The sequence below is a fragment of the Rhizobium redzepovicii genome (assembly GCF_019793435.1).
In the GTDB taxonomy this organism is placed as follows: Bacteria; Pseudomonadota; Alphaproteobacteria; order Rhizobiales; family Rhizobiaceae; genus Rhizobium; species Rhizobium redzepovicii.
The window spans coordinates 1-20,560 of record NZ_JAILYH010000009.1; the positions used below are offsets into that span (position 1 = coordinate 1).

At 61.6% G+C, this 20,560-nt stretch carries 22 protein-coding genes and 3 pseudogenes; 19 read left to right on the top strand and 6 right to left on the bottom strand.

Going from position 1 to position 20,560, the window contains the following annotated elements; all coding sequences use genetic code 11:
* Positions 1-1,463 (top strand): BID domain-containing protein (locus K6N12_RS15505; RefSeq protein WP_222148841.1); only part of this gene is annotated, 1,463 nt, incomplete at its 5' end.
* A 33-nt stretch (positions 1,464-1,496) separates the two neighbouring features.
* Here K6N12_RS15505 and K6N12_RS34995 read toward each other — a convergent pair.
* Positions 1,497-1,704, bottom strand: a pseudogene (locus K6N12_RS34995) (ParB N-terminal domain-containing protein); the annotation flags it as partial.
* A gap of 102 nt (positions 1,705-1,806) precedes the next feature.
* Here K6N12_RS34995 and K6N12_RS15510 point away from each other — a divergent pair.
* Positions 1,807-2,427, top strand: a complete 621-nt coding sequence (locus K6N12_RS15510) for a type IV toxin-antitoxin system AbiEi family antitoxin domain-containing protein (RefSeq protein ID WP_222148842.1) — start codon at positions 1,807-1,809, stop codon at positions 2,425-2,427.
* Between the two features lie 217 nt (positions 2,428-2,644).
* Here the strand turns inward: K6N12_RS15510 and K6N12_RS34095 are convergent.
* Positions 2,645-2,942 (bottom strand): annotated as a pseudogene (locus K6N12_RS34095) (type II toxin-antitoxin system RelE/ParE family toxin).
* Complete coding sequence (locus K6N12_RS15515; protein WP_222148843.1) at positions 2,942-3,223, bottom strand: type II toxin-antitoxin system Phd/YefM family antitoxin; 282 nt, start codon at positions 3,221-3,223, stop codon at positions 2,942-2,944. The pseudogene K6N12_RS34095 and the gene K6N12_RS15515 overlap by 1 nt, the downstream one beginning before the upstream one ends.
* Positions 3,224-3,442: 219 nt before the next feature.
* Between K6N12_RS15515 and K6N12_RS15520 the strand changes: the two genes are divergently transcribed.
* The 16 genes and pseudogenes from K6N12_RS15520 (at position 3,443) to K6N12_RS15595 (ending at position 16,051) form a co-directional block, all read left to right on the top strand.
* Positions 3,443-4,435 carry an LLM class flavin-dependent oxidoreductase gene (locus tag K6N12_RS15520; RefSeq protein ID WP_222148844.1) on the top strand — a complete coding sequence of 331 codons (993 nt, stop codon included), beginning with the start codon at positions 3,443-3,445 and terminating at the stop codon, positions 4,433-4,435.
* A 24-nt stretch (positions 4,436-4,459) separates the two neighbouring features.
* Positions 4,460-5,809, top strand: coding sequence for an LLM class flavin-dependent oxidoreductase (locus K6N12_RS15525; RefSeq protein ID WP_222148845.1), 1,350 nt, complete (start codon positions 4,460-4,462; stop codon positions 5,807-5,809).
* A 16-nt stretch (positions 5,810-5,825) separates the two neighbouring features.
* Entirely contained in the window at positions 5,826-7,025 is a 1,200-nt protein-coding gene (locus K6N12_RS15530; RefSeq protein ID WP_222134894.1) for a M20 aminoacylase family protein, read from the top strand.
* Positions 7,022-7,579, top strand: coding sequence for a GNAT family N-acetyltransferase (locus K6N12_RS15535; RefSeq protein WP_222134895.1), 558 nt, complete (start codon positions 7,022-7,024; stop codon positions 7,577-7,579). The genes K6N12_RS15530 and K6N12_RS15535 overlap by 4 nt, the downstream gene beginning before the upstream one ends.
* Before the next feature lie 37 nt (positions 7,580-7,616).
* Positions 7,617-9,392, top strand: a complete 1,776-nt coding sequence (locus K6N12_RS34655; RefSeq protein ID WP_131711304.1) for an amino acid ABC transporter permease/ATP-binding protein — start codon at positions 7,617-7,619, stop codon at positions 9,390-9,392.
* A 92-nt stretch (positions 9,393-9,484) separates the two neighbouring features.
* Positions 9,485-10,429 (top strand): ABC transporter substrate-binding protein, encoded by a 945-nt coding sequence (locus K6N12_RS15545; protein WP_222134896.1) that lies wholly within the window; start codon positions 9,485-9,487, stop codon positions 10,427-10,429.
* Between the two features lie 68 nt (positions 10,430-10,497).
* Complete coding sequence (locus K6N12_RS15550; protein WP_222148846.1) at positions 10,498-11,433, top strand: ABC transporter substrate-binding protein; 936 nt, start codon at positions 10,498-10,500, stop codon at positions 11,431-11,433.
* Positions 11,434-11,440: 7 nt separating this feature from the next.
* Positions 11,441-12,478, top strand: a complete 1,038-nt coding sequence (locus tag K6N12_RS15555; protein WP_222148847.1) for an LLM class flavin-dependent oxidoreductase — start codon at positions 11,441-11,443, stop codon at positions 12,476-12,478.
* A 55-nt stretch (positions 12,479-12,533) separates the two neighbouring features.
* Complete coding sequence (locus tag K6N12_RS15560; protein ID WP_131711301.1) at positions 12,534-13,130, top strand: 2-hydroxychromene-2-carboxylate isomerase; 597 nt, start codon at positions 12,534-12,536, stop codon at positions 13,128-13,130.
* Positions 13,131-13,242: 112 nt separating this feature from the next.
* Positions 13,243-13,803, top strand: a complete 561-nt coding sequence (msuE, locus tag K6N12_RS15565; RefSeq protein ID WP_131711300.1) for an FMN reductase — start codon at positions 13,243-13,245, stop codon at positions 13,801-13,803.
* An 11-nt stretch (positions 13,804-13,814) separates the two neighbouring features.
* The gene (locus K6N12_RS15570) at positions 13,815-14,012 is read left to right on the top strand and encodes a hypothetical protein (RefSeq protein ID WP_097626308.1); all 198 of its coding nucleotides are present in this window, start codon (positions 13,815-13,817) and stop codon (positions 14,010-14,012) included.
* Between the two features lie 34 nt (positions 14,013-14,046).
* Positions 14,047-14,214, top strand: coding sequence for a hypothetical protein (locus tag K6N12_RS15575; RefSeq protein WP_165503926.1), 168 nt, complete (start codon positions 14,047-14,049; stop codon positions 14,212-14,214).
* Positions 14,215-14,227: 13 nt separating this feature from the next.
* A complete protein-coding gene (locus K6N12_RS15580) occupies positions 14,228-14,380 on the top strand; it encodes a hypothetical protein (protein WP_165503925.1) in 153 nt (50 codons plus the stop codon).
* Entirely contained in the window at positions 14,377-14,958 is a 582-nt protein-coding gene (locus K6N12_RS15585) for an RBBP9/YdeN family alpha/beta hydrolase (RefSeq protein ID WP_097626307.1), read from the top strand. Before K6N12_RS15580 ends, K6N12_RS15585 begins: the two co-directional genes overlap by 4 nt.
* A gap of 11 nt (positions 14,959-14,969) precedes the next feature.
* On the top strand, positions 14,970-15,278 hold the full coding sequence (locus tag K6N12_RS15590) for a hypothetical protein (RefSeq protein WP_222148848.1): 309 nt from the start codon (positions 14,970-14,972) through the stop codon (positions 15,276-15,278).
* Positions 15,279-15,335: 57 nt separating this feature from the next.
* A pseudogene (locus tag K6N12_RS15595) lies at positions 15,336-16,051 on the top strand (gamma-glutamylcyclotransferase).
* A 58-nt stretch (positions 16,052-16,109) separates the two neighbouring features.
* Here K6N12_RS15595 and K6N12_RS15600 read toward each other — a convergent pair.
* From K6N12_RS15600 to tauA, 3 genes are read right to left on the bottom strand one after another with little or no spacing between them, the layout of a single operon-like run.
* The gene (locus K6N12_RS15600; RefSeq protein WP_097626305.1) at positions 16,110-16,964 is read right to left on the bottom strand and encodes an ABC transporter permease subunit; all 855 of its coding nucleotides are present in this window, start codon (positions 16,962-16,964) and stop codon (positions 16,110-16,112) included.
* A complete protein-coding gene (locus tag K6N12_RS15605; protein ID WP_097626304.1) occupies positions 16,961-17,749 on the bottom strand; it encodes a taurine ABC transporter ATP-binding protein in 789 nt (262 codons plus the stop codon). Before K6N12_RS15605 ends, K6N12_RS15600 begins: the two co-directional genes overlap by 4 nt.
* A gap of 57 nt (positions 17,750-17,806) precedes the next feature.
* Entirely contained in the window at positions 17,807-18,820 is a 1,014-nt protein-coding gene (tauA, locus tag K6N12_RS15610) for a taurine ABC transporter substrate-binding protein (RefSeq protein ID WP_222148849.1), read from the bottom strand.
* A 225-nt stretch (positions 18,821-19,045) separates the two neighbouring features.
* Here tauA and K6N12_RS15615 point away from each other — a divergent pair, with 225 nt between their 5' ends.
* A complete protein-coding gene (locus tag K6N12_RS15615; RefSeq protein WP_222148850.1) occupies positions 19,046-20,416 on the top strand; it encodes an FAD/NAD(P)-binding protein in 1,371 nt (456 codons plus the stop codon).
* The last annotated feature ends 144 nt before the right edge of the window (positions 20,417-20,560 follow it).

Consider the following 20,560-nt stretch of genomic DNA (forward strand, 5'->3'; position numbering starts at 1 on the left):
GTGCTCGGTTGCAGGATCGCGGCGAGTTGGCAAAGGGCAGCAACCCGGCTGGTGATAAGGGTGAGGAACTCACCTACCAGACCAACAATGGGAAGCGATCCTTTGCGCGTGGCGACCGCATCGTCTTCCTGGAGAATGATCGTGATCTCGCCGTCAAAAATGGCATGCTGGGCGAGGTCATCGCCGTCGCGCCGGACGCAATACAGGTTCGGCTTGACGGCAAGGCGCAGACGCAAGATGGCCAGCGCCAGGTGACCGTACCGGTCAATCGTTACCAATCCTTTGACCACGGCTACGCAACGACGATCCACAAGACGCAAGGCGCTACCGTCGACCGGAGTTTTGTTCTGGCGTCGACGACCATGGACCGGCATCTGACCTATGTGGCGATGACCCGTCACCGCGAGGCGGTGCAGCTCTATGCGGGGCTGGATGCGTTCAAGACAGTGCGCTCGCTGACAGAGACACTGAGCCGATCAGGCGTGAAGGAGACGACGCTCGACTATACGCATGACTTTGCCAATCGGCGCGGCATGGAGGATCGCCGGGGGCAGGGCGAAAGGGATGTCGCATCTCAGGGAATCAGCAAAGGGATACAGCCCATTCCGGACACGGCGGTTGCCAAGCCAGTGGAGAAACCGCAGCCGCTCGCAGCCCGCACCATCGCCGATAACAGTCCTGCGCACCAAGACCGCAGCGACCATGAACGCCGCGTGCTCATTGCGGCCGTGAAGACCTATGCGATGAGCGTCGAAGAGGTTGGACGGTCAAAGGCAATGCCGGCATTCGAACGAGATTGGGACGCGGCAAAGCAGCTTGCGCCGCAGGTGTTCAAGGACGCGCCGGCGGCCATGGACGTGTTGCGCGGCCGGATCCTGGATGAGAATGCAGATCCGGTCGCGCTCGCCAACCAACTCAGCACTTTGCCCGAGACGATCGGTGCGCTCGCCGGCAAGACAGGCCTGTTCGGAGACAACGCCGATCGCCGGCACGCGCTTTCCCGGATCGATGCGCTGGCGTCGCATGTTCGCCAATCCGCCAAGACCTGGCAACGTCGCCTCGCGGCCGAATGCGGCTCGGAACGCTGGAAGCGGGAAAAGCAGGACGTGGTCGAGGTTCTGGGGCCGAGCCGCCGGAGCGAGGCGCTGCTGCGCAATCTCGACGATCTCCCCTATAGCGACAAGGCAAAGTTCGTTGAGCAATTGGCGGGGACACCGGAGGGGCGTCGAGCGCTTGCCGAGGCAAAGGACATCGCCAGCGCGATCGAAACGCGCTTCGGTCGCGCCGATCCCTCAGATCTCGCGGATCAGCTGAAGCGAGTGGGGCCTGATCAGGCTGGGGACGTCGGGCGTATCCGCCAGGTTGCTCGCCTTGCCGACCGTAGCCATCGTGCGGAGCTCACCCAGCAGATGGAGTTGAAGCGATCACTTTCGCGCACGAAGAGTTTGGGATTGGGGATGTAGAGTTCCATCTCCGACCGGTGGTCTTTTTTGGGCCGGATCGTTCTGCGTGTCGATGATGCAGCGGATCGGCTTGGTCTTCTTGATCTGCTTGCGTTCACGCGCACAGCTGGGCCAGCCTCCGGCCTTCGCCGACGGTGACGAAATAGAAGCCGCTTTCCGCGCCTCCGCGTCAAGCTCTGGCCCTGGCACCAGACCTTGCAGAATAAGCCTTTGCGTGAATGCTCGCCGCCTTCGCCTCCACAGCTCGCTGTAGGGGGTGTCGAAATGGGGGATTTCCGAGCAAGCAGGCTTTGTGATAAAACCTCTGCTATATATTTGATGAATAGAGGAATCGTCATAGGCGATGACATTCACTCCCGCCCAGAGACTTCGAGCGCTCGACCTCCTGAAAGCGCGGGGGATGCTCCGGCTGAAGGATTTCGTTGCCGAAGGCATTGGACCGGAGACGCTCGCCCGTCTCGTTCGGGAGGAGGCAGTCGTCCGCCCGGCACGAGGCCTATATCAACTCCCGGACACTCAGGCTGAGGCGGCCCATGCACTCGCTGAAGCGGCTGTTCTGGTTCCAAGGGGCGTGGTCTGCTTGACCTCGGCCCTCCAATACCACGAACTGACGCTGCAGATGCCCTCGGCTGTGTGGATGGCGATCGACCGCACTGCATGGCGCCCCAAGATCGACTATCCGCCAATCAAGTTCGTACGCTTCAAAGGGTCCGCTCTCACCGAGGGCGTCGAACGGCATCGCATCGAGGGCGTCGAGGTGCCGATCACAAATCCGGCGCGTTCGATCGTCGATTGCTTCCGCTATCGGGCGAAGGTCGGCCTCGACGTTGCGATGGAGGGGCTGCGCGAGGGGCTCCGCCGGCGCAAGACCACAAGCGACGACCTCTGGACATATGCGAAAGAGGCCAGGATCTGGTCGATCATGCGACCCTATGTCGAAGCGACGGTGGCCGATGGCGCGTGAACTCAAGGAAAACGTAGGGGCATCGGCGGTCGTTCCTTGGTCGCGAACGGATGGCGGCCGCACCACCCGCCTTGGGCACGGTGGTCGCTGATCTCGGACGCTTCCTATTGCCGCTGACGCAGCCTGTCGAAGGGGAATGGCGCTGGCATGAGGGCTGGATTCAGCTCAAGTAAAGCAGCTTGGATATCCAAAGCGCTGAAGTACGATATGCCGGACGTCAACGGATGAGCCTTCGCTCGAGAAAGCTTCGCATCTCGCGCCGTCCGTCTACGACGCAGTAGCCGACATCGGTGCCCATAATGCGATAGATCATGCGCTACGGCTTATGGTGTAGTTCCCGATATTCGGAAATACAGATCCCCGCCAACTCCTTCGGAATATTTCCGCCGGCGCATGCACTCTCGATTTCCGTCAGGAAGTGCCCTGGCGTCTCGGTGCCGTCGCGCTGGCGATGAAGCGATAGCGATCCTCAATGTCGCCTTCCGCCTCCTCGGCGAAATGACACGAGATGGCATCAGGGTTGGCTGTCAGCCAGACGATTTCGGATGCGCGCGAAGGATTCCGCAGCGGGGCGCAGTTTGCCCTCCTCGACCTGCCGGCTGGTGAGCGCCAGCACCTTCAAGAGCGCCAGCGTCTCCTGTGTTTCTTCGTATTGGCCGACGTCCTGAAGAATGGCTTTCGCCTCTCCGTGAAGCGTAATGACGACCGGCTGCAGGTTATCCTTCAGCTTTCGGATTATCTCGGGCGCATGCGCCTTGAGGTAGCTGACCGGCTTGATCTGTTCTGACAGCTTCATGCGGTTACTCCGTTTCGACCAAAATATAGACCATCAAGTGGCGATTGAAAGAAGCCTTACGCTGCCAGTGAGACAAAGTCCCGGCAGGCGATTCCCATCTTAGATGCGGCCGCTTTTTTTCACTCATCGCGTTCGAAAGAGAATGCCATTTCTTATAATGAAGTTTGTCTACTGATTTTATAGACTAAGCTTTGCAACCAAGGATCGGATCGTGGTGCCATGACCTACCTCCTCAGTCTTCTCGACAAAAGCCCGATCGAACAGGGTCTAACGGCCGCGGATGCACTGCGGGCGACGGTAAAGATTGCCGCCCGGGCCGAGGAACTCGGTTATCACCGTTTCTGGGTCGCCGAGCATCATAACATGTCCAATCTGGCGAGCTCCGCGCCGGAGGCACTGATTGCCTATCTCCTTGCCAGGACATCGAGGATCCGCATCGGCTCCGGCGGTGTCATGCTGCAGCACTACAGCGCCTATAAGGTTGCCGAGACCTTCAATCTTCTGGCATCGCTTGCGCCCGGCCGCGTCGATCTCGGTGTCGGCAAGGCGCCGGGCGGCTTTCCGCTCTCGACGCGCGCCCTGCAGCTTGCCGTCGATCCGGCCAGGAAGCCCGATTTCGCGAGCCAACTTTCCGATCTCAACACATATCTCGCTGCCGACCCGAATCACGAGGGGGCGCAGGCAACGCCCTTCCCGCCGGCTGCTCCCGAACGTTTCCTCCTCGGCGCCAGCGTCGAAAGCGCCGAACTCGCTGCCGAGAAGGGTTGGGAACTCGTTTTCGCCGGTCACCTGAACGGCGATCCTGACAATTTGCGCAGAACCTTCGAGGCCTATGAGCGGGCATCCGGCGGCAAGCGCCCGATCCTGGCGCTCGCAGCCTTCGCCGCCGAAAGCGAGGACTATGCCCGCGAGCGCGTCGGCAAGCTGCGCATCGTCAAGGTGTTCCTGCCGAACGGCCAGACCGTCAATGTCGGCAGCGAGGAGCAGGCGGCCGAATTTGCCCGCCAGGCCGGCGTCACCGATTACCGCATCGAGGAAAAGGTGCCGAGCGTGCTGCATGGCACGGCGGAGCAGATCCGCAAGGAACTGGACGAACTTCACCGCCGCTACGGGGTCAAGGAGTTCGTGCTCGACACGCCGGCGCTTTCGGTCGCCGAGCGCCTGGCCTCCATCGAGCTGCTCGCCAAAGAGCGGCTTTCCCTCGTCGCCTGACCGTTTCCAAAAAGGATTGATCCCATGGCTCAAAAACACGTCACGTTCGGCATCATGCTGCAGGGCCCCGGCGGTCACATGAACGCCTGGAAGCATCCAAGCGGGCCGGCCGATGCCAGCGTCAATTTCGACTTCTTCGTCAAGACGGCACGCAAGGCCGAGGCGGCCGGCATCGCTTTCGCCTTCGTCGCCGACGGGCTCTACATCAACGAACAGTCCATTCCGCATTTCCTCAACCGGTTCGAGCCGATCGCCATTCTCTCGGCGCTCGCCGCCTCGACCTCGAAAATCGGCCTCGTCGGCACAGTCTCGACCTCCTATAGCGATCCCTTCACCATCGCGCGCCAGTTCGCTTCGATCGATCTCATCAGCGGCGGCCGGGCAGGGTGGAACGCGGTGACCTCGCCGCTCGAGGGTTCGGGGCGCAATTACAGCCGAGAACATCCCGAACATGAACTGCGCTACGAGATCGCCGAGGACTATATCGATGCGATCAAGGGCCTGTGGGATTCCTGGGATGACGACGCCTTCGTCCGCAATCGCGAAACCGGCGTCTATGCCGATAAGACCAGGATGCACCGCCTCAACCACATGGGCCGCTTTTTCCGCATAGAAGGACCACTCAACATCGGCCGCTCGAGGCAGGGGCAACCGGTGGTCTTCCAGGCCGGCGCTTCGGACTCCGGCGTCAGGCTTGCCGGCAAGCATGCAGACGCCGTCTTTACCAATGGCGGGCCGTTCGAGGAGGCGCAGGCCTTCTATCGGCAGCTGAAGGACAGCGTGATTGCGCATGGGCGCCCGGCGGCCGAAGTCGGCATTTATCCCGGCATCGGCCCGATCGTCGGCAAGACGGCCGAAGAAGCGGAAGCCAAGTATCACGCGATCCGCAATCTCGTCACGATAAAGGAGGCGCTCGCCTATCTCGGCCGCTTCTTCGACCATCACGATTTCAGGACCTATCACCTGGACGAGGCATTTCCGGATCTCGGCGATATCGGCAAGAACAGCTTCCGCGCGACCACCGACCGGATCAAAAGAACGGCGCGCGAAAACGGCCTGACACTGCGCGAAGTCGCGCTCGATGTCGCCACGCCACGCACCGCCTTCATCGGCACGGCGGAGCATATCGCCGACGAGATCATCCGCTGGGTGGACCATGGCGCCGCCGACGGCTTCATCCTCGGTTTCCCCGTTATCGCCGAGGGTTTCGACGATTTTGCCGAACACGTCCTGCCGATCCTGACGGAACGGGGTTATTTCGATCCCGTTCTGAAGGGCGAGACGCTGCGCGACCATTTGGGTCTGCCCTTCCGCGAAAGCCGGTATGCGGCGAGAGCCGATCAGTTCGAGCCCGGAAAGGCTGTCGGCGCCTGAGGCGCTGGCGAACGCCATGGACACAATCGCTCAGAACCCGCGCAGCAACGATCCGGTCGAGAAGGGCATCGCCGCCTATCTCGACGAGATCATCGCCCTTCGCCACGATCTGCATCAATATCCGGAGCTTGCCTTCCAGGAACTCAGGACCAGCAAGCTCGTGGCCTCCCGCCTTTCCTCCTGGGGCTATGAGGTGGCGACGGGCATTGCCGGCACCGGCCTCGTCGCCAACCTCAGGCGCGGCGAAGGCAAGAAGCGCATCGGCATTCGCGCCGACATGGATGCGCTGCCGATCGAGGAGGCGACCGGTCTTGCCTATGCCAGCAGCAATCCCGGCGTCATGCATGCCTGCGGCCATGACGGTCATACCGCGATCCTGCTGGCTGCTGCCCGCTATCTCGCAGAGAGCGGTCATTTCAGCGGCACGTTGAGGCTGATCTTCCAGCCCGCCGAGGAAATCGGCGCCGGTGCCCGCAAGATGATCTCGGAAGGCCTGTTCGAACGCTTCCCCGTCGATGCGGTCTTCGGCCTGCACAACTGGCCGGGTGTGCCGACGGGCCAATTCGGTTTCGTCGCCGGCCCGGCCATGGCCTCGGTCGATCAGGCGGTGGTCAAAATCGTCGGCAAGGGCGGGCATGGCGCGGAGCCGCACCGTGCCGTCGATCCGGTGCTTGCTTCCGCCTCCTTCATCACCGCGCTGCAAAGCGTCGTCTCGCGCAATGTCGATCCGCAGGATATGGCGGTTGCCACCGTCGGCTCGATCCATGCCGGCTCCGCCTCCAATGTCATCCCCGAGAGCGTGGAGATGAAGCTCACCATGCGGGCCTTCAGCGAGACGGTTCGCCAGTTGCTCCAGGCGCGCATTCCAGCCCTTGCCCGCGCCCAGGCCGAAAGCTTCGGCGCGGTGGGGGAGGTGAACTACCGGCTCGGTTTTCCGGCGCTGGTCAACCACGCCAAGGAAACGGCATTTGCCCGGGATGTCGCCTATAACGCGCTTGGCCTTGCGGCGATCGAAAAGGATTTCCGCCCGCGAACAGCGAGTGAGGATTTTGCCTTCATGCTGCAGGCAAATCCCGGCAGCTATCTCTTCGTCGGGAATGGCGACAGCGCGCCTCTCCACAGCGCCCACTACAATTTCAACGACGCGATCATCGCGCCCGCCGCCCGCTACTGGGTGCGGCTCGCCGAGACCTTCCTCACTGATGACAACGGGTGATGAACGATATGAGCGATACGTTTCTCTATACCAGCCCTCTCGACCCGCGCGCCAAGCCGCTGATCGATGAATTGATCTACGAATACGACAGCCGTTACGGCAACTATTTCAATGCCGAAGGTGCTGCGGCCGAGCTCAACCGTTATCCTCCTGAGGCTTTTGCGCCGCCTCAGGGCAACTTTCTCCTGTTGATCCGTGATGGTGAAACCATCGGCGGTGGTGCCTTCAAGAATTATGACGACCGCACGGCCGAGTTCAAACGCATCTGGACGCGCTCCGATCTGCGCCGTCAGGGCTTTGCCCGCAAGGTGCTGGTGGAGCTGGAGGCTCAGGCCGCTCGCCAGGGCTATTCCCGCATCTATCTGACGACCGGCTTTCGCCAGCCCGAGGCCGTCGGCCTCTATCTGAACTACGGCTACACCGCTCTCTTCGACACATCCGCCGATCCCGAGATCTACAAGAGCCTGCCCTTCGAGAAGGACATCACTCATTTCGCTGAGCCTGCTCACGAAGATGCCGAACCGCGCCTGCGCGTGGCCGGTGCAAATTTTTGAAAACGGCAAAGACCGACAATCATAAAAGGGAAGCACAATGGCACTGACGACGGATTTCGCCGACATCGACGCCGGTAGCAGGGCGGCAGAATCGAAGGATCATTCCCGTTACCGCATCGTGCCGGCGCGCCATCCGGGCCGCCTGGCAGGCACGATCTTTGCCGCCCTCGTCATCATTGCCGTGCTCTATTCCATCTTCACCAATCCGCGCTGGGGTTGGAGCGTCTTCGCCGAATGGTTCTTTGCCGAACCGGTGCTCGTCGGTCTCGGCAGGACGCTGCTTTTGACCGTGCTTGCCGCCATATCCGGCTCCATCCTCGGAACGGCCCTGGCGCTTGCCCGCGTTTCCAAGTCGCCGCTGCTCTCCGGTCTCTCTTGGGGCTATATCTGGCTGCTGCGCTCAATCCCGGTCATCGTGCTGCTGCTAATCCTGAACAATCTCGGCTACCTTTATGAGACGATCAAGATCGGCATTCCCTTCACCGATACAGTCTTCCTCGACTATCCCACCGTGCAGCTGCTGACGCCCTTTGCCGCCGCCTTTCTCGGCCTGACGCTCAACCAATCGGCCTTCTTCGCCGAGATCGTGCGCGGCGGTATTCTCTCGGTGGATCACGGACAGTTGGAGGCCGCCGCAGCACTCGGTCTGCCGCGCCGCCGCCAGGCCTTCCGCATCGTGCTGCCGCAGGCCATGCGCTCGATCCTGCCGACTGGCTTCAACGAACTCATCGGACTGGCGAAGAGCACCTCCATGGTCTACGTGCTGGCGCTGCCGGAGCTCTTCTATACGGTCCAGGTGATCTACCGCCGCAATCTGGAAGTCATTCCGCTGCTGATGGTCGCGACCGTCTGGTATCTGATCATCATGACGGTGCTGTCGATCGCTCAGCGCTATATCGAACGCTACTTCTCGAAAGGCGCCGTGCGCAATCCGACGCCGTTGCCCTTTCAGTCATTTTTCGAGCGTTTCCGCCGTCCGCTGCCTGTCCTCGATACGGTGACCGACACCGTGCGCAAGATCGGTTTCCAGGATGCGGCGACGCTGCGGGCCGCAGGAGGCGCGGTGCGCATTCACGGCATTTCCAAAAGCTTCGGCTCGCTGAAAGTGCTCGATGATGTCGAGCTCAGCCTTCCCGCCGGCAGCGTGACCGCCATCCTCGGTCCGTCCGGCTCGGGCAAATCGACGCTTCTGCGCGCTATCAACCACCTGGAGCGTGTCGATGAGGGGTTCATCTCGGTCGACGGCGATTTCGTCGGCTACAGCAGGAAGGGCGACACGCTCTACGAGCTCAAGGAGAAGGATATCCTCAAACGCCGCGCCGATATCGGCATGGTCTTCCAGAGCTTCAATCTCTTTCCGCATCTGACCGTGCTCGAAAACCTCATCGAGGCGCCGATCCAGGTTCGCGGCATCGGCCGTGAGGACGCGGTGCAACTGGCGCAGGAGCTGCTGGCGCGCATCGGCCTCAGCGACAAGGTCAACGCCTATCCGCGCCAGCTTTCCGGCGGCCAGCAGCAGCGTGTGGCGATCGCCCGCGCACTGGCGCTCCGCCCGAAGGTACTGCTCTTCGACGAGCCGACCTCGGCGCTCGATCCGGAGCTCGTCGGCGAAGTGCTCGACGTCATCCAGGAACTTGCCCGCACCGGCACGACGCTCGTCATCGTCACCCATGAGGTCGGTTTTGCCCGCGAAGTCGCCGACACGGTCGTCTTCATGGAAAGCGGCCGCATCCTGGAGGCTGGCCCGCCGGCCCGCATCTTCGCACAAGCGGAACATCCCCGTACGCGGGAATTCCTCGCCAAGGTTCTCTAGCGCCTGACAGCGCTGGCGAAATGCCGGGCTGCGACGGGCTGCTCCGGCCGAATAACAATAACCACAACCTAAAGATGAAATGGAGAAGGGGCATGACATTTACAGATAGGGCAAGGCTTCTGATAGCGGGAGCCGTCACTATTGCCGCGATCGGTTTCGGTTCCGCTCAGGCGCAGCAGAAGTTCGATCTCAGCCCCGAGCAGCCCAACCGGCTGCGGGTGCAAAAGAACGAGAAGCGCATTGCCGAAGTCAAGGACTTCAAGTTCGTCGAAAATGGCGTCTTCACCGTCGGCATCAGCTCGAGCGGCAATCTGCCGCTACATGATTATGCCTCCGATTCCAAGACGGTTATCGGTAACGACGTCGATCTGGCGCAGGCCATTGCCGACAGCCTGGGCCTGAAGCTCGAATTGGTTTCCGTTGCCTGGGCCGATTGGCCTCTGGGGCTGACCTCCGGAAAGTTTGACGCCGTAATCTCCAACGTGACCGTCACGGAAGAGCGCAAGCAGAAATTCGACTTTTCGACCTATCGCAAGGACGAGCTTGGCTTCTACGTCAAGGCCGACAGCCCGATCACCGCGATCAAGCAGCCGAAGGATATTGCCGGCCTGAAGGTCATCACCGATGCCGGCACCAACCAGGAGAAGATCCTGCTGGAATGGGACCGCCAGAACGTCGCCGCCGGCCTGAAGCCCATCGAGGTGCAATATTATGACGACGACGCGGTCAAGGATCTGGCCGTTCAGTCCGGCAGGGCCGACACCGTCTTCAGCGTGAACGCGACGCAAGCCTATTCGGCGGGGATCAACGGCAAGACCAAGCTCGTCGGCACCGTCAGCGGCGGTTGGCCGATCACGGCCGAAATTGCCGTCACCACACGCAAGGGCAGCGGCCTGGCAGCGCCCTTGACCGATGTCGTCAACGACCTGATCGCCAGCGGCGCCTATCGGAAGATCCTCGATAGGTGGAACCTCGGTCCTGAGGCGATCGACAAGGCCCAGACCAACCCGCCGGGCCTGCCGAAGAGCGGTTCCTGATCGATCACTATTGGGCCGGCGGCATTGCTGCCGGCCATTCCTGCCTGACAATTTGGAGATTGAAGACGATGATTGCCCTTTCGGCATTCCGGATCCTGCTGATCGCCGCCGTGGCGTCGGCCCTTTCCTTCGATGCAACCGGTGCAGCCGAGGATTTCGACCTCAGTCCGGAACAACCGGGCCGGCTTCACGCCGCCAAGAACGATGCGGCGATTGCCGCAATCCCCAAGGATTTCAAGTTCGTCACGTCAGGCAAGTTCACCATCGCCGTCAGCCCGGGCGGTCCGCCGCTTGCCACCTATGCCACCGACGCCAAGACCGTGGTCGGGGCAGATCCCGATTATGCCTATGCCATCGCCGACAGCCTCGGCCTGACGCTGGAGATCGTGCCCGTCGCCTGGATCGACTGGCCGCTTGGCCTCGTCTCGGGCAAGTATGATGCCGTCATTTCGAACGTCGGCGTCACCGAGCAGCGCAAGGAAAAGTTCGATTTCTCCACCTACCGCCAGGGCTTGCATGGCTTCTTCGTGAAATCCGACAGCCCTGTGACCTCGATCAAGGAGCCCAAGGATGCGGCGGGCCTCAGGATCATTGTCGGGGCCGGGACCAATCAGGAGCGTATCCTGGTCAAATGGAGCGAGGAGGATGTCGCCGCGGGCCTGAAACCGATCGAGCTGCAATATTACGACGACGAGGCAGCAAGCCTTCTCGCGCTGCGTTCCGGCCGGGCCGATGTCATCGTCCAGCCGCATGCACAGCTCGTCTTCATCGCCGCGCGCGACAAGAATATCAAGCGCGTCGGCACGCTGAGTGCCGGCTGGCCGGATCGCTCGGACGTCGCGATCACCACCCGCAAGGGAAGCGGGCTTGCCGATGCGCTGACTGTCGCCACCAATGGCCTGATCAAGGACGGCACCTACGCAAAAATCCTCGATCACTGGCATCTGTCCGAGGAAGCCTTGCCGGCATCCGAGACCAATCCGCCCGGCCTGCCGAAATACTGATCATCGGATGGCACGAGTGGGCAACATATCCATCAGCCATATCGGCTTTCTCACCCCCGGCAACTATCCCGACGACGATCCATTGTCGGGATTGGAGCAGACGCTCCAACAACTGCAATTTGGCGAGGAGCTGGGTTTCGATAGCGCCTGGGTCCGCCAGCGTCATCTTGAGCCGGGGATCTCTTCGGCGAGCGCCTTCCTGGCGGCGGCCACACAACGCACCAGCCGGATCGAACTCGGAACGGCGGTCATTCCGATCGGCTATGAGAACCCCTATCGGCTGGCCGAAGACCTGGCCACGGTCGATATTCTCGCGCGCGGGCGCCTGAACATCGGTGTCAGCGCCGGCCGGCCGCTGCATGCCGAATTGATTGCCCCGCTCGTCTTCGACGGCGATTGGACCGGCCACGATGTCTCCCATGATCGCGTGCTGCGCTTTGCCGACAATTTGCGCGGCACCTATCTGGGCGACGAGCAGACGTTCATCAACACGCCCTTCGGCCCGCAGCGGCCGCGCCTGCAGCCCTATGCAAAGGGCCTGATCGACCGCATCTGGTATGGCGGCGGCTCGCAGCGCTCGGCCGGATGGGCCGGCCGCAATGGCTTCAATCTGTTGACCGGCAATGTGATAAGGGGGGAGGGGACGGATGATTTCTTCGTTGCCCAATCGAGGTTGGTTGAAACCCACCGTGCCGCCGGACCTCAGCGCCGTATTGCGCTTGGCCGCGTTATCGTGCCTTTCGACAGCGCCGACAAGGCAACGCGCCGCCGTTACCGCGATTATGCCGAGAGCCGCCATGGGCGCACACTTTCGCCGCAAGGCGAGCGGCGCACCTTATTCGCGCGCGATGTCGTCGGCACCGCGGACGAGATCTTGGCGCAGCTTTTTGCCGATCCGATCCTGCCTGAGGTCGGCGAGCTGAGGCTGGAGCTTCCTTACGAGTTTGAGCACGAGGAATACCGCCAGATCCTCTACGACTTCGTGACATCAATCGCACCCGAGCTCGGATGGAAAGCCCAGCCCCAAATTCGGGCCGCTTCCTGAAAAGGCGGAGGTCGAGTCGACGCCAGAAGCATCATCCCACGAGGAACATTCATCAGTGACCAAAAAGGTAGAATACTTCTTTTCGATCGGATCGCCCTGGTCCTACGTCGGCTTCGACGCCTTCATCGAATTGGCGGCCAAGAACGACGTCGTCATTACGCCCTATCTGACGACGGTGGTCGAGGAAAATGGCGGCATCTTCTCGCGCAACCGTCCGGAGATCCGGCGCGCCTATTGGACGCGGGACCTAAAACGCTGGGCGCGCGTGCGCGGGAAGGAATTGCGGCTCGAACACCGCCCGGAGCTGAGCGATCCGACGCCGGCCTCCCTTTTCGTGATCGCCGCCTATCTCGATGGGCAGGATTGGATCGGCGTCAGCAAGGCCTTGCAGCATGCCTTCTGGAGCGAGGCGAGGGATATCGGCAAACCCGATGTGCGCGAGGCGATCGTCACATCGGCAGGTTTCGATGGCGCAGCCCTTCTCAGGCGGCAAGCCGACGAGGACGTCCAGAACAAGTGGTCGGCGGACCGCGTGCATGCGCGCGACAGCGGCGTTTTCGGTTTTCCCACCTATGTCCATGACGGCGAGATCTATTGGGGACAGGACAATCTGCCCTTCCTCGAGCGACATCTTCGCGGCGACAGACCGTAGGAAGATCACCAAGACGAATGTTTTTTCCGCCGAGCGTCAAAGGAGAGACGCTCATTCCTTTAATCCAGTAATTTTATAGACAATATTTGAGGCGATATAGAGAGGAAAAACCATGTCAGGTTTCAAACTCGTCGGCATCGCCGGCAGCTTCAACCGTCCATCGAAGACACTGGCGCTCGTTCGGCATGTCGCCGACCGCGCCAGCTTCCGATACGGCTTTACCAGCAAGACCTATGATCTGCATGATCTCGGCCCGTCACTGGGCCACGCCTTGTGGCGCAAGGACCTCGATGAGCAGGCCGGGCGCGTCGTCGACGAGATCGTCAGGGCCGATGCCTTGATCATCGGCTCGCCGACTTACAAGGGCTCTTATCCCGGTCTGTTCAAACATTTGATCGATCTGATCGACCCGCAGGAACTTCGGGGCAAGCCGATCATCATTACCGCGACGGGCGGCGGCGACCGGCACGCGTTGATGGTCGAGCATCAGCTTCGGCCGCTATTCGGTTTTTTCATGGCCCATACGCTGCCGACGGCGGTTTATGCCTCTGACCGCGATTTCGCAAATTACGCGGTTTCATCGGAGGCGCTCTCGAACCGCATCAGCGAAGTGATCGGCGAGTTGGCAGCCTTCTTTCCTGAAGCAAGCCCGGTAATAGCGGCGGCGGAATAGGGATCGTCGCGATGGCCCGGTCTCAGGAGGCAGCAATGGACGATGCGGAGCGGCCGGGATCAGGCGAGCAATTGTGGAGCGTCTTTGAATTCGCCCGACGATATCGCCTCGCCAAGCGGGAAGAGAACCGCCTGTTGATGCTCTACGGACCGACTGCATCGTTTCGCGATCTTCTTGCCAATGCGCAACGTCATTCGCTGATTTCCTAACCGCCGAAGATATTGGTCCCGACAGGAGGTTTGTATGAAGCTTGATTTCTTTTTCCGGCTGAAACGAGTGATCGGCTACTTCCTCCAGCGCAAGGCGCGGAAGCCTGTAATCGGATTGTTTGCTCGTGACGAAGAGCGAGACCGGTCGGCCCGCGAATATGAACTCCATTATTGGGGTGCGATGCCCGGACTTTGGTATTGAGGAGGGCGGTGTGATGGCGATCGTCGTCGAGACCGGCCTCCGCCGGCGCGGCCCGAGAAGACCGGTAGGCAGCGTCATGCCGCAATTCAGGCATGCGGCGGGAATCTGCACGATCGTCGGTTCCTTCACGTTCCTCTTCGCCCTGGCGGTCGGGCTGATCCAATGAGTGCCGTCCTTATTCTTCCCGGACTTTTCGGCTCAGGAGAGGGGCATTGGCAACAGCACTGGCTGCAGGATCAGCCAGGCAGCCTTTGCGTCGCCCAGGACGACTGGGCTCATCCTGACCTCGACTCGTGGCTGGCGCGCCTGGAAGGCGTGCTCGAAGAGGCCGGTGAGGCCTATCTGGTTGCCCATAGTCTCGGATGCCTGCTCGCCGCCCGGCTGGCCGGGCGAAGTGTTGCCCGTCGGGTGAAGGGAGCGTTGCTCGTTGCTCCCTGCGATCTGCCGGCCACGGACATTCTGCACCCCGGGCATATCTCTTTCGGCGGCATGCCGACGGCGCCTCTGCCATTTCCGAGCATCGTTATCGGCAGCATGAACGACGCCTATATGGCGGTCGATCGACTGACCCTGTTTGGTCGCCTGTGGAAGGCCGAGACCAGGAATATCGGCCTTGCCGGCCACATCAATATCGCCAGCGGTTTTGGCCGCTGGCGAACCGGCTACCAGCTGTTGGATGCCTTGAAGATGCGCGCCGGCGATCGAAGGCGCAACGTTTTCGCGCGGCCGGCTTTCGCGCTGTGAATGGAAACGGAATGTCCGATCTCATCGACGATCTCCTGCGCCTCAGCGAAGATCCGAATGCTGACCCGAGGTGCCGGCGCCGGCAAACCATGGATCGATTGGTAGAGACGCTGCTTGCCATGGCTGATGCCGAAATTGGGCCTGAAGAGGTGCAACATCGTCATTCGATCATCCATTTGACGACAATCATCCGCGACATGACGGGCAGGATCGCAGAGGCCGACGATACGACATTTGCGGCGATCGCCAGGGAGGCCGCGATGCTGATCCGCAGCTTGCAGCGGCGCCGAGCCGATGCGGCCAGATTTACGGTGCATTGAAACGTGACCGGTCTTATCGCGCATAAGCAGCCCGGTATGCGACGAAGCGAGGTTCGGATGCTCGGCGCAACCAGGATGGCTCTCACGGACGAGCTCGTGTCGCTCAGCCTTCGCCCCGAGCTCGATCCCGGCCCCGAGCCGCACCGGACACCGCTGACCGAGATGGAGACGGAGATGTTTGCCAGGCGGCTGCTCCAGGAATCCGTGGCGCGCCGCTCTGGGTCTTCGCCTATGGATCATTGATATGGAAGCCGGACTTCGATGCCGTCGAGTGGCAGCGCGGCGCAGCAAGGGGTTGGCATCGGTCCTTCTGCCTTAAGATGACCCGCTGGCGGGGAAGCCGGGCGCAGCCCGGCCTCATGATGGCGCTTGATCGCGGCGGACGCTGCAACGGCATCCTCTACAGGCTTGCCGATGGGGAGCGTCTTGGCCAGATTCGGCGGTTGATCCGCCGTGAGGTCGGCACGATCGAAGATGCCGCGACGGTTCGCTGGATTCCGGTTGAAACCGCACATGGCTTCGTGCGCGCCCTGGTCTTTTGGGCCGGCCCGAAGGGGGAGCGCGTTTCCCGCAAATTGCCGCTGGAGACGGTGGCGGCCGTGCTTGCCAGGGCCTGCGGACATATGGGCTCCTGCGCCGAATATCTTTATCTGACGGTCAAGCATCTGGAAGAACGCGGCATCCGCGATCGCAATTTGTGGCGGCTTCAGGAACTCGTCGCCGCCGAACTCCTGTCGATACACGGCTTCAGTGGGGTAACACAAAGCCGTTAAGTGCTGCGCGTCTTTTCAGACCCGCGGCGCTTTGAGGTTTTGAATTGGCTGCATTCCCTCAGAGCTTGCCTTTCCACGGCACAAGGTAGGTCTCCAGGAAACGGATGGCGGCCGAGAAGGTGAAGGCGCAGACCGCGATGATGCCGATGCCGACGAAGACGACGTCGGTTGCCAGGAACTGCGATGCCGACATGATCATGAAGCCAATCCCCCGCGTCGAGGCGATCAATTCGGCGGCGACCAGCGTGCCCCAGCCGACGCCGAGGGCAATGCGGATGCCGGTGAGGATTTCCGGCAGGGCGGAGGGCAGGACGATATCGATGAATAGCTGCAGCCGGCTCGCACCCAGCGAACGGGCGGCATTGACGCGCTCGATCGGCAGCGAACGGACGCCTGCCTGGGCCGAGAGGCAGATCGGCGCGAACATTGCCAGCACCAGGAGCGTGATCTTCGACGTTTCGCCGATGCCGAGCCAGATGATCATCAGCGGCAGGTAGGAGAGGGGCGGAAGCGGCCAGTAGAACTCGATCGGCGCATCGAGCACCCCTTTGGCCCAGCGGTTCAGGCCCATGAGCAATCCGAGCGGAATGCCGACGGAGATGGCGATCAGCGCTGCGACGACGATGCGGAACAGACTCGCGAGGATATGCTCGGAAAGCGATGCGCCGGCATAACCGTCACGATAGACGAGGCCGATCTGCGTCAGCACCTCGTCCGGCCGCGGCAGGAACAGGTGCGGCACGAGACCGAGCGCGGAGACGAGCCACCACAGCAGCAGAATCGCCAAGGCGGTAGCGACGCTGATCGCCATCGTGGATTTCTCGCCGGCGCCGAAACTTGCCATCTTCACCAGTTTGACCTGGCGGTCCTCTCTCCGCGCCGCGACCGGCGATCTCTGGACGATATCGCTCATGCGACGCTCCTCAAATCTTCGCTGCTGTGGAGAATGGCGCGTATCTCCTCGCGCAGCTCGGCAAATTGCGGCGAGGCCTTGATCGATCGTGCGTCGCCGGTTTCGGCGAAGCGGCTGATGAAATCGAGATCGAAGCGGGCGACAACGCGCCCCGGCCGAGGCGACATCACCAGAACCTGCGTGCCGAGAAACAGCGCCTCTTCGATCGAATGGGTGATGAAGAAAATCTTCTTCGCCGTCTTGTTCCAGACGGAAACCAGCAGTTCCTGCATCTGCTCGCGTGTCAGGCTGTCGAGCGCTCCGAACGGCTCGTCCATGAGCAGGATGTGCGGATTGGCTGCAAGGGCCCGGGCGATGCCGACCCGCTGGCGCATGCCGCCCGACAGTTCGTAGGGAAAGGCATTGGCGAATTCGTCGAGGCCGACGAGCCGGAGCAGTTCGAACGCGCGCGCCTGTCGCTCCTTGCGGTTGACGCCGGCAAATTTCAGTCCGAGCGCGACATTGTCGGCCACCGATTTCCAGGGCAGCAGCGAATCTTTCTGAAAGACGACGCCGCGATCGGCGCCCGGCCGTTCGACTGCGCGGCCATCAAGCGTGATCCGGCCATCCGACAGCGGAAGGAAACCGGCAATCGCGTTGAGAAGGGTTGATTTGCCGCATCCCGAGGCGCCGAGCGCGACGACGAAACCCCGTTCGGGGATATCGAAGGAGACGCGATCGAGCGCGTGGACGGTCCGCCCATCCCGAGCTGCAAAGAAAACGCTGGCGTGATCGACTTTAAGCATGGTCCGCTCGCTAGTTCGATGCCGGCGCCACAACAGCCGCGCCGGCATCGGGGAGGATCAGTTGCTGACGCTGGTAAGCGCGTCTGCGGTGACGAAGGCGCCGTAATTTGCCAGCACGTCGGACACCTTGCCCTGCTCTTTCAGGAACGATGCGGTGTCCTTGAGGATCTTGCCGGCGCCGGCCTTTTCGCCGCCGCCGAGCCAGGCGTCCGATGCCTGAACCTCTGGGGTGAGCAGCGTCAGGTTCTTCAGGGCCGAGGCCTGTTGCTCGGCCGTTCCGCCGAGAAGCTTTGCGAGCGACTTGGCGTTGTCGCTGTCGGGACCCCAGGCTGCTTTGTCGGAGGCAAAGGAGGCGTAGTATTTGTTGATGACCAAAGCGAAGCCCTTCAGGAATTCCGGGTTCTCGGTCGCAAACGTCGAGGTGGCGACCCAGGCGGAGAATGTCGGTGCACCCTTGTCGGCCACGTCCTTGGAAGTCACCAGAACCTTTCCGTTCTTCTTGAGTTCGGTGAGCGCCGGATCCCAGACGAAGCCACCGTCGATATCGCCGCGGTTATAGCTCGCCACGATCTCCGGCTGCGGGACTGCGAAGACCTGGACGTCCTTCTCGGTCAGGCCAAGCGATTTGATCAGCGCCAGGAGCTGATAATGGTCAGTCGAGACAGGCGCGGCGGCGAGCTTCTTGCCCCTCAGATCGTTCAGGCTTTCGATGCCCGAGCCGTTGCGGACGACGAGGGCCTCGTCGATGCCGGAGATGGAGGCGAGGTAGAAGGCCTTGACCTCGAGCCCGCGCGACACCGCAGCTGCAAACGGGCTGGAGCCGACATAGCCGACCTGAACGTCGCCCGAGGCAATGGCCGCAAAAATTTCGGCGCCGGAATTGAACCTGCGGAAATCGATGTCGTAGCCCGTGTCCTTGGCGAATTCGCCGTTGGCGATCGCCACGGAAGACGGCAGGGCATCGGTCTGATAACCGACGACGACCTTCTTGTCCGCCGCCTCGGCGACGATCGCCGTTGCGAGAGTGCCGACGCTGACCGCGATTGCGGCAACCAAATTTCTGAAATTCATCCTGAGCCCCTTTTGTTTCCAGGGCCACCCGGCCCCTTGATCTCACCTTCAAAGGGTAATCGTCGAGAAGGGGCTGGCGGGAGGAATAACAAACTATATTTATAGACTATAGAGATAATTGTTTTCGTGATTCTGCCGCTCATGCGGTCCGCAGGACCGGCGAGCGACGTCAGGGCTTAAATGACGAGATGTCTCGACAGCGTTTGAAGCTTCAGGGAGAATGCATTGATATACGATGTGATCGTCGTCGGTTCCGGTTTTTCAGCGATCGCTGTGACCTGCAATCTCATCCAGCAGCTTCCCGCTTCGGCGAAGGTTGCCGTCGTCGGCGACGATCCCGGTTTCGGGCGCGGGACGGCATACCGGACGGAGCTCTATCTCCATCGCCTCAACGTTCCTGCCGGCCGCATGAGCCTGCTGCCCCACCACCCCGACGACTTTGTCGACTGGCTGAAAAGCAACGGGCGTCCGCTGCAGGCAGGCGATTTCGCCTCGCGCAGCGATTACGGGCTTTATGTCAGGGATACGCTTGCCCGGCTGCTTCGCAAGCGGGAGCGCCGTTGCCGGGTCGATTTTATCAAGGCCAAGGCGGCGGGCTGCGTGGAACGCTATACGAGCACGCTCGCGTTCCATCTCGGCAATGGCGACGAGATTGCCGGGAAAAACGTGGTGCTTTGTCTTGGCGTCGGAAACGCCAACCTTCCGGTCGATCCGACCGGCGTCCCGCCATTTTTGCGATCCCACATCGTCGAGAACCCGTGGCGGCTCTCCTGGCTGAGGCGAGTCGCGCCGCCCGATACGGTTTGTGTTCTCGGCTCCGGCCTGACGATGATCGATCAGGTTCTGGCACTTCGCGCCCATGGCCACAGAGGCAGGATCGAGGTGCTTTCGCGGCGCGGCCTGGCACCGCTCGGCCATGCAAGGACGCCGCCCGCGCCTCTGCCGATCGACGTTCACGCGCTTCCCGCTACGATCAGTGGCCTGTTGAAGATCTTGCGGGGCAAAAGCAGGGAGGTCGCCGACTGGCGAAGCGTGATGGACGGCCTGAGGCCGGTGACGCAGGCTCTCTGGCAACGGCTTTCGAACGAGGAGCGGGCCCGCTTCCTGCGCCACGCGCTTCCCTGGTGGAACATCCATCGCCACCGGGTCGCGCCCGACGTATTCGCCGGCTTCGAGAAACTGGTCTCGGACGGTTCCGTTCGCTTCCACGCCGGCTTTTTGAAATCGCTCGAGGCCAGGGAAGGCAGGCTCGTTGCCGACTATAGGATCAGGGCCAAGCGTGAGATCGCCGAAATCAAGGCGGACTGGCTGGTCAACTGCACGGGGATGGAGCGCGCCGGGATCAGCCATTCGCCGCTTCTGAAGGAAATGAGCCGGTTTCAGCTGATCGTGCCTGATCGGCTTGGCCTTGGCATTCAGGTGGATGCGGCTTCTGAGGTGACGGCTCCATCTCGAATTTCGCCGGCCCGGCTGTTTGCCGTCGGCGCCTTGACGGCGGGGCAATTCTGGGAGATCACCGCCGTCCCCGACATTCGGCTGCAGGCGAAGGCCGTGGCCCAGGAGATCGTCAGGGCAAGACCAAATTCCGGCGCATAGGCTGACAAACTCGGGATCGGCGCAGTGCTGTTGAATTGCTGGCCGCCGACAGCTAAAGTATTTGGTAGGCCATAATACGATTCCCTGATTTCGGCTGCCGCAGAAGTTGAGCCTGCGAAGTCAATCCAAACACTGAGGTACAGC

Coding starts and splice junctions, on each gene's coding strand:
- K6N12_RS15510 (WP_222148842.1), top strand. CDS start 1,807: ATGACATTCACTCCCGCCCAGAGACTTCGAGCGCTCGACCTCCTGAAA.
- K6N12_RS15515 (WP_222148843.1), bottom strand. CDS start 3,223: ATGAAGCTGTCAGAACAGATCAAGCCGGTCAGCTACCTCAAGGCGCAT.
- K6N12_RS15520 (WP_222148844.1), top strand. CDS start 3,443: ATGACCTACCTCCTCAGTCTTCTCGACAAAAGCCCGATCGAACAGGGT.
- K6N12_RS15525 (WP_222148845.1), top strand. CDS start 4,460: ATGGCTCAAAAACACGTCACGTTCGGCATCATGCTGCAGGGCCCCGGC.
- K6N12_RS15530 (WP_222134894.1), top strand. CDS start 5,826: ATGGACACAATCGCTCAGAACCCGCGCAGCAACGATCCGGTCGAGAAG.
- K6N12_RS34655 (WP_131711304.1), top strand. CDS start 7,617: ATGGCACTGACGACGGATTTCGCCGACATCGACGCCGGTAGCAGGGCG.
- K6N12_RS15545 (WP_222134896.1), top strand. CDS start 9,485: ATGACATTTACAGATAGGGCAAGGCTTCTGATAGCGGGAGCCGTCACT.
- K6N12_RS15550 (WP_222148846.1), top strand. CDS start 10,498: ATGATTGCCCTTTCGGCATTCCGGATCCTGCTGATCGCCGCCGTGGCG.
- K6N12_RS15555 (WP_222148847.1), top strand. CDS start 11,441: ATGGCACGAGTGGGCAACATATCCATCAGCCATATCGGCTTTCTCACC.
- msuE (WP_131711300.1), top strand. CDS start 13,243: ATGTCAGGTTTCAAACTCGTCGGCATCGCCGGCAGCTTCAACCGTCCA.
- K6N12_RS15570 (WP_097626308.1), top strand. CDS start 13,815: ATGGCCCGGTCTCAGGAGGCAGCAATGGACGATGCGGAGCGGCCGGGA.
- K6N12_RS15575 (WP_165503926.1), top strand. CDS start 14,047: ATGAAGCTTGATTTCTTTTTCCGGCTGAAACGAGTGATCGGCTACTTC.
- K6N12_RS15580 (WP_165503925.1), top strand. CDS start 14,228: ATGGCGATCGTCGTCGAGACCGGCCTCCGCCGGCGCGGCCCGAGAAGA.
- K6N12_RS15585 (WP_097626307.1), top strand. CDS start 14,377: ATGAGTGCCGTCCTTATTCTTCCCGGACTTTTCGGCTCAGGAGAGGGG.
- K6N12_RS15590 (WP_222148848.1), top strand. CDS start 14,970: ATGTCCGATCTCATCGACGATCTCCTGCGCCTCAGCGAAGATCCGAAT.
- K6N12_RS15600 (WP_097626305.1), bottom strand. CDS start 16,964: ATGAGCGATATCGTCCAGAGATCGCCGGTCGCGGCGCGGAGAGAGGAC.
- K6N12_RS15605 (WP_097626304.1), bottom strand. CDS start 17,749: ATGCTTAAAGTCGATCACGCCAGCGTTTTCTTTGCAGCTCGGGATGGG.
- tauA (WP_222148849.1), bottom strand. CDS start 18,820: ATGAATTTCAGAAATTTGGTTGCCGCAATCGCGGTCAGCGTCGGCACT.